Origin of the sequence: Blautia sp. MSK.18.38, assembly GCF_024460535.1 — a bacterium.
Lineage (GTDB): Bacteria > Bacillota > Clostridia > Lachnospirales > Lachnospiraceae > Blautia_A > Blautia_A fusiformis.
Genome location: NZ_JANFYP010000050.1, coordinates 1 through 7004, shown reverse-complemented (window position 1 = coordinate 7004; position 7004 = coordinate 1). Strand labels below are relative to the sequence as shown.

Annotated in this window: 12 protein-coding genes; all 12 read left to right on the top strand. The window is 38.9% G+C overall.

What is annotated here, in order from left to right; genetic code table 11:
* On the top strand, positions 1-389 hold a 389-nt coding region (locus NE638_RS17270), incomplete at its 5' end, for a tyrosine-type recombinase/integrase (RefSeq protein WP_173746817.1).
* Positions 390-577: 188 nt separating this feature from the next.
* Positions 578-895, top strand: coding sequence for a hypothetical protein (locus NE638_RS17265; RefSeq protein WP_005611085.1), 318 nt, complete (start codon positions 578-580; stop codon positions 893-895).
* Positions 896-931: 36 nt separating this feature from the next.
* Positions 932-1360 (top strand): hypothetical protein, encoded by a 429-nt coding sequence (locus NE638_RS17260; protein WP_173746815.1) that lies wholly within the window; start codon positions 932-934, stop codon positions 1358-1360.
* Between the two features lie 20 nt (positions 1361-1380).
* Complete coding sequence (locus NE638_RS17255) at positions 1381-2364, top strand: helix-turn-helix transcriptional regulator (protein WP_173746813.1); 984 nt, start codon at positions 1381-1383, stop codon at positions 2362-2364.
* A gap of 213 nt (positions 2365-2577) precedes the next feature.
* On the top strand, positions 2578-3153 hold the full coding sequence (lexA, locus tag NE638_RS17250; protein ID WP_330583888.1) for a transcriptional repressor LexA: 576 nt from the start codon (positions 2578-2580) through the stop codon (positions 3151-3153).
* A gap of 130 nt (positions 3154-3283) precedes the next feature.
* Entirely contained in the window at positions 3284-4009 is a 726-nt protein-coding gene (locus NE638_RS17245) for an ImmA/IrrE family metallo-endopeptidase (RefSeq protein WP_173746810.1), read from the top strand.
* Between the two features lie 556 nt (positions 4010-4565).
* A complete protein-coding gene (locus NE638_RS17240; RefSeq protein ID WP_173746808.1) occupies positions 4566-5153 on the top strand; it encodes a sigma-70 family RNA polymerase sigma factor in 588 nt (195 codons plus the stop codon).
* A 105-nt stretch (positions 5154-5258) separates the two neighbouring features.
* Positions 5259-5825, top strand: coding sequence for a type II toxin-antitoxin system PemK/MazF family toxin (locus NE638_RS17235; protein WP_002594703.1), 567 nt, complete (start codon positions 5259-5261; stop codon positions 5823-5825).
* Positions 5812-6018, top strand: a complete 207-nt coding sequence (locus tag NE638_RS17230) for an excisionase (RefSeq protein ID WP_002594704.1) — start codon at positions 5812-5814, stop codon at positions 6016-6018. Before NE638_RS17235 ends, NE638_RS17230 begins: the two co-directional genes overlap by 14 nt.
* Before the next feature lie 99 nt (positions 6019-6117).
* On the top strand, positions 6118-6345 hold the full coding sequence (locus NE638_RS17225; protein WP_002594705.1) for an excisionase: 228 nt from the start codon (positions 6118-6120) through the stop codon (positions 6343-6345).
* On the top strand, positions 6311-6592 hold the full coding sequence (locus tag NE638_RS17220) for an excisionase (protein WP_173746806.1): 282 nt from the start codon (positions 6311-6313) through the stop codon (positions 6590-6592). Before NE638_RS17225 ends, NE638_RS17220 begins: the two co-directional genes overlap by 35 nt.
* Positions 6593-6601: 9 nt before the next feature.
* Positions 6602-7004 (top strand): integrase DNA-binding domain-containing protein (locus NE638_RS17215; protein WP_173734731.1); only part of this gene is annotated, 403 nt, incomplete at its 3' end.

Sequence of the window (7004 nt, the reverse complement as noted above, 5' to 3'; positions counted from 1 at the left end):
ACACGAACTACTACAAAGAGGTCAAAGAGAAAAACAGAGTGTACTACGAATATTATTGTTTAGACAGAACAGAGGAAGTCCCGACAGATTATAAAGAAATTTCTTTCGTCTGTTTAAGACCGGATGGTTGTTTGGAACTTCCAACTACTTTGGGGACTGTTTGCAGAAAGGTGGCAAAAACATTAGAGGGATTTGAAGGCTTTCATTTCCACCAGTTACGTCACACCTATACAAGCAACCTTTTAGCAAATGGAGCTGCCCCAAAAGATGTGCAGGAATTGTTGGGACACTCAGATGTCAGTACCACAATGAACGTCTATGCTCACTCCACAAGAGATGCGAAACGAAAATCAGTTCGGCTTCTTGATAAAGTGGTGGGCAATGACTAAAAAATTTCCCTTATTTCCCTTGTGATTATCTCATAAGGGCAAAAATAAGGGAAACTACATATCATTTCACTAATGGACAGGCGGGAAAGCCTATAAAATGGGGAAAGTTAGAGGAATAATTATATAAATTCAAGTTTGGAGAATTGAGAAAATCGGTAGTTGTGAACTTAGAATTAGAGGTGTTGAAAATGAAAATAATAATTATATTTATTGATTTACTGATGGCAACTGTTCTCTTTTTTGTTGGAAGATTTTTTATCAAATCAAGGAATACAGAAAGAAGTGTGCTGTTTTTATCAGGAGATTATACTGGATTAAATACAGAGAAAATATGCAGAGTTACTGGAAAACGGATTAAGACATGGGCAATGCTCTTTTGTCTTGGCGGTATAATTGATTTTATCAAGCTGGGTGCAGGAATAATAATAGTTTCCGTTTTTTTTATTATCTTACTTGTATTTCATTTGGTTGATATGACTATAAATCGAGACAAGTACCGGGTATAAATTCAAATTTGTCGAGCAAAGGAGGTGCTGTAACAGATGGATGAACATTCCTATGACGATATAATCAATCTGCCGAATCCGACATCGAAGAACCATCCTCGTATGTCACTTCACGACAGAGCAGCACAGTTTGCACCTTTTGCGGCACTTACAGGACACGATGCAGCCATTAAAGAGACTGCAAGGCTAACAGATGAACGGTTAGAGTTAAGCGATGAAGTCATTATGAAATTAAATGACCAATTAAATATGATTAGAGATAATATCGGCACAGAACAGGAAATATCAATAACTTATTTCGTGCCTGATGATAAAAAATCCGGAGGAGCATATCTCACGCATTCCGGCATAGTGAAAAAGATTGATGAATTTGAACGCAAACTGATTATGCAGGATGAAACAGTAATTCCGATTGAACAAATCAGCGTGATACAGGGAGAAATGTTCAAAGGACTATATGAGTAATAGCTTGGAAAGGGCAAACAATGGAAACAAAGCCGAGAATATTATACTTAAAGAAAATATTAGAGGAAAGAACGGACGAGGAACATCCGCTTTCGACGACGCAGCTAATCAATATATTGAATGATGAATACGGAATATCTGCACATAGAACGACGGTCACAAAAGATATTGCTGCACTTCAGGAGTTTGGAATGGATATTGTTACTATCCATTCTACTCAGAGCAAATATTTTGTAGCCAGCCGTAAGTTTGAATTGCCGGAACTGAAACTGCTGATAGATGCAGTGGAGTCATCGAAGTTCATTACAAAGAAGAAAAGCGAAACTCTGATTGAGAAGATACATACGATGACCAGTCCGGGGCAGGTGGCAAAGCTGAAGCGTAATAACTATGTGGTCAATCGCATTAAGCCGGATAATGAGCAGATATATTACATTATTGACGCTATAAACGACGCCATCAATGCAGGCAAGCAGATTTCTTTTCAGTATTATGATTATACTGGATTAAAGAAAAAGGTTCTGAAGAACAAGGGCGAAGTGTATAAGCTCAGTCCGTATAAACTTCTCTGGTGTGGGGACTATTATTATGTTCTCGGATATTCTGAGAAGAAAAGTAAGGTTATCAATTTCAGAGTAGACCGTATTGCTTCAAAACCTGAGATATTGGATAAGGACATTATTCCTATGCCTGATGATTTTGATATTGAAAATTACACAAAGGAAGTTTTCTTTATGTTCTCAGGCGAGAAAGTTCTTGTGGATTTACGGTGTGATAACAGTCTGATGAAAACAATGGTTGACCGTTTCGGAGAAGATGTGACAACCCTTGCGTATGATATGACGTCTTTCAGGGTACAGACCGAAGTATCAGCCAGCCCTACCTTTTTCGGTTGGGTGTTTGGCTTTAATGGAAAAGTACAGATACTTGCACCGGAAAACTTGAAAGAGCAATACAGACAAATGCTTACAAAAGCTACTGAAGATATGAAAGAGAATGAATAGTGCAGATTTGCATTTATGTAGATGGTCTGCATAAAGCGTAAAGTCAATATTAAAGAATGGAGAGGTGTTAGCAAATTGCGACACCTCTTTTCTTTTGCGAAAAACCTACTTGAAAATTTCTTCGTATCAGGTATAATAAAACTATCGAAAGCAAACTGCTTCCGATAGAAAAGAAAGCGAGGTGCAGGTATGAGAAGCAAGAGTCCTGAACTTATGAGTGAGATAAAAAAGTACATCGAGGATTATTACCTGCAAAACAGACAATCCCCATCGACTACAAAGATTGCTGAAGCGGTTGGTATTGCCAGAGGTACAGCATATAAATACTTGGTAGAGATGGCTGAGAAGAATATGATTGAGTACGACGGGCAGGAGATTAGCACCAATGTGACCCGTAAGTACAGTGGCGAACAGACACAGACGCCGATTGTAGGTTCTATTCCTTGTGGCAGTCCTCAGTATGAGGAAGAAAATATTGAAGAATATGTATCACTTCCTACTGCTATTTTCGGAAAAGGAGATTTCTTCATATTAAGAGCAAGCGGTCAGTCTATGATTGAAGCAGGGATTGATGACGGCGACCTTGTGGTTATTAAAAAGCAGGTAGAAGCCAATGATGGCGATATAGTAGTTGCCCTTGTGGATAATCAGAATACATTGAAACGTTACTTCCGAGATGATGAGAATAAGAAAATCATTCTCCATCCGGAAAATAAGAAGATGAAAGACATCATTGTAGATGAGTGCTGCATTCAGGGTGTGGCTTGTCACATCATCAAAGAACTATAGCAGAGGACAGACGAATGAGAACACTTGAAGGAATTCGCTATCTAATCAATTTGGATAGTGCGGAAATACAACAGAACTTTGCCGGAGGAGTTGCACCGCCGGATAAGGTGGAGTCGGAGGTGGACACAACTTGAGTATTTATATGTCAAGAGCCGAGTTGGAAGAAATCAGCGAAGGCTTGATAACAGCTTATGCTAATAAGTTTAGCAATCGAGTGATTCAATCCATCGACATAGAACATTTCATTACAGAATTTCTTATGTTACGAATTGAATACGCTTTTTTTGCAGAAGATGATGCAGGCAGGATTGGTTTTCTGGCAGATGGAGCAACACCACTGCTGGTACATCAGGACGGAAAAATTATTCCCTTTGTTTTCCCGAAAGATACCATCGTACTTGATAAATTTCTTCTTGCCGAAAAGGAGCAGGGACGTCGCAGGTTTACAATGGCACACGAAGCGTCACATCATATCTTGAGCAAGATGTATGCAATGCCGAGTGAAGGACGCTTTCATGCAGAGTATGACAGTGAGCGTAGTTATTCCAAAGAGGAACTGGCTCAGATGTTTGCGTCTGTTGAGTGGCAGGCAGATACAATGGGAGCCTCGCTTCTTATGCCGAGAAGAATTATTGAAAATGCCTTGGCGAAATATAATCAGTCAAATCCGATAAAGGTTTATGGCGATAATACCATTACTTCAAAGGATAAAGCAGTTATTCGTAGAATGGCAGCTTATATCGGAGTATCTTATACAGCCTTGGTTATCAGATTGAGAGATATGGGACTATTTGAGTATCACAATATCCTTGAATACATTTCCAACGAATTAAATCTGGGAGGTGTTTCGCAATGAGGTTACAGACTCAGGTAGCACCTGAAATACAAAAGAGATTGCTTCTGTCAAGAGTAGAAGCAGAAAGCCTGAAAGAGCGTGATATTCTCTGCCCGATTTGTGGGTTCAGGATACAGAGAGTTTTTTCAGACGCAACCGGACATTTGAGTGTGAAGTGTCAGAAATGCAAGAATGTCCACATCTTAAATCTCGCTTACTTCCGAAGAATCCGTAGGAACGGATATGGCAGGAATTGCAGGCGATGAAGATTACAAGTAAATATCGAAACGATTTCTAATCGAGTAAGCGGAGATAAGCAATTTATTTGCTAAACTACCAAGCACCGTACGAAGCCGGATAAGTGAAGAATAGAAGTATTCTTTGCTGTCCAGATTCGACGGTGCTTTTTTTGTTGCTGTTTTATTCGATTATGCTTCGTGCAGTATTAGGTCTTTTCCCTTACTTGGGAAAGGACTTTTATGTTTTATAACGCATGGCAGTGCCAGATAGCTGAGTACCCGTAATCTCCGAATTTTGAAACTTATCAATTTTTCAAAATTCAAAGGAGATTACGAAAATGACAAACAAACTTACATTAGCAGAACAAGAAGAATTATTTGCAAAGGATTGTAAACTGATAAATCTTAAATACGAATATAACGGTTATACCGGAGATGAGAAATGGGCGATTATTACGGAATTGTCTGTAAAAGAGCTTTGGGAGAAGTATCCCTTTGTTATAGAAAGATATTCTCCGTTTGTTCATCTTTCCATTGCACAGGGAGAGGTAATTGACGATGCAAACCGAAATGAGGACAAGTATGCAAAGAGAAGCAGTCGCACACTTGACTGCTATGGATATGACGATGAAATGTCCTCACAGTTCCATAAAGAACTTGCCATTATGTTTGACGACCCGTTTGAAAGAGCAGAGGAAGAAAGGCTTGAACTGGAAAGAGAAGAATTGCGTCAGTGTGAAATCAGGAAAGCAAGAATAGCACTTTCAATGTTGCAGCCACTTCAGAGGGAACGCCTTATGAAGAATGTGTGTTGCGGTATGAGTTCCAGAGCGATTGCAAAGCAGGAGGGAGTATATTACAGCTCCGTAGATAAGTCTATTGCTGCGGCAAAGAAAAACTTTATCAAATTTTATGAAAATCTCTGATTTTGGGTGTGCATTTCAGCACTCTTTGTCCAAATGAGTGAAGGGGTTATTTCATTCCGGATACGAATGACACTTTAAAAATTAGATTCTTGTGAGGTTATGTATATGAAAGAAAAAATGATTTGTCGTGGGGATTTATTCTACTATGACTTTGGAGATAACAGTGGTTCAGTACAAAGCGGAGAACGTCCGGTGCTTGTCATTCAGGCAGACGATTATAACCAGAATGCTCCGACGATTATTGTTGCAGCGGTTACAAGTGTAATCAAGAAAAGATATTTGCCATCGCACATTATTCTTGGCGAGGAGTTTGGACTGAAGAAACCGTCAATGGTTCTTCTGGAGCAGATACGGACAGTCAATAGAGAGGATTTGCGTGAATACATAGGTACGGTAGATGACGATAAACTTTTCAGGCAGATAAACGCAACTTTGAAAAAGACTTTTGGACTTTGGGTTTACAAGCCGGAGGGGAAAGAAAATATTCGCTGCCTATGCCCGAAGTGCCTGAATGATTACATCCACAATCCGGACTATATTGTAAGGCGACTTGACCCATTTGCAAAGCGAAAAGACAGATGTGATAAGTGTGATGGAGATGGTTGGGATTATGTTGTTACCGACAGATATTCATCAAAGAAAGAAAAGAGGGGAAGCAATGACAGAAAATAAAATCATTATTCCTATCTGGAAGAAGTCCAATCTTACAGTAGAAGAAGCCGCAGCTTATTGTGGTATTGGCTCAAGAAAATTAAGAGAAATGTCCGACTCGGAGTTTTGCCCTTTTGTTCTTTGGAATGGAAGTAAGCGACTGATTAAAAGAAGAAAACTGGACGAATATCTTGATAATGCGTATTCGATATAGCTGATTTGTAAAATGTGCGATGGGTCGGTTCGCATAATAGGCTCATCGCCATTTTTTAATTATCATAAGGGTAGAAAAAAACAAGGAGGTGCTTCCGTAATGGCAGATACAGAAAAGATTATCCGAAAAAAATATGATGTGCCGATATGGCATAAGTCTAATTTGACGATTGATGAAGCAGTTGAATATTCTGGCATAGGTAGAGAAAGACTGAGAAAACTAACAAGCCAAGAAGAATGCCCATTTGTTCTTCATATAGGAAATCGTCGAATGATTAAGAGGAGGATTTTTGATGAATACATTGAAAAACTTACTTTCCTTGAATGATGATGAACGCTTACTTGCCGAAGTAAGAACATATCAGGAAAAACTCATAAGCAATGCTGAAGAACCGATATGGGAAAGAAAGTGGCTGACAATCGAAGAAGCCGCAGCATATTCCGGTATAGGAAGAACGAAGTTGCGTGAGTTGTCTAATCAAGTAGGTTGTCCCTTTGCAATATGGATAGGCAATAAAATCCATATTGTGAGGGAACGACTGGACAAATATATAGATAAGCAGTTTAGAATTTAGGAGGACACAATGGCGACAAAAAGAAAAGATAAATCAAGGGTTGTTCTGAAAACCGGAGAGGTTCAGAGAAAAGACGGTACTTATCAATTTAGCTGGCAGGACAGCCAGATGAAAAGAAGATTTGTTTACGCAAGAACTTTAGATGACCTGAGAGAAAAAGAAAAGCGTATTCAGAAAGATAAATGTGATGGTATTAAGACCGAAGCACGATACACAACCATTGATGAATTATTTGACCTTTGGGCAAATATGAAAAGAGGGTTGAAGAATAATACCTTTGAAAATTACAAATATATGTACAATACCTTTGTGCGACCAGTGATTGGAAGTAAAAGAATATCAACGCTGAAGAAATCAGATATTAAGAAATACTACAATTATCTTGTTGATGAAAGAAATTTGAAGCCTTCAA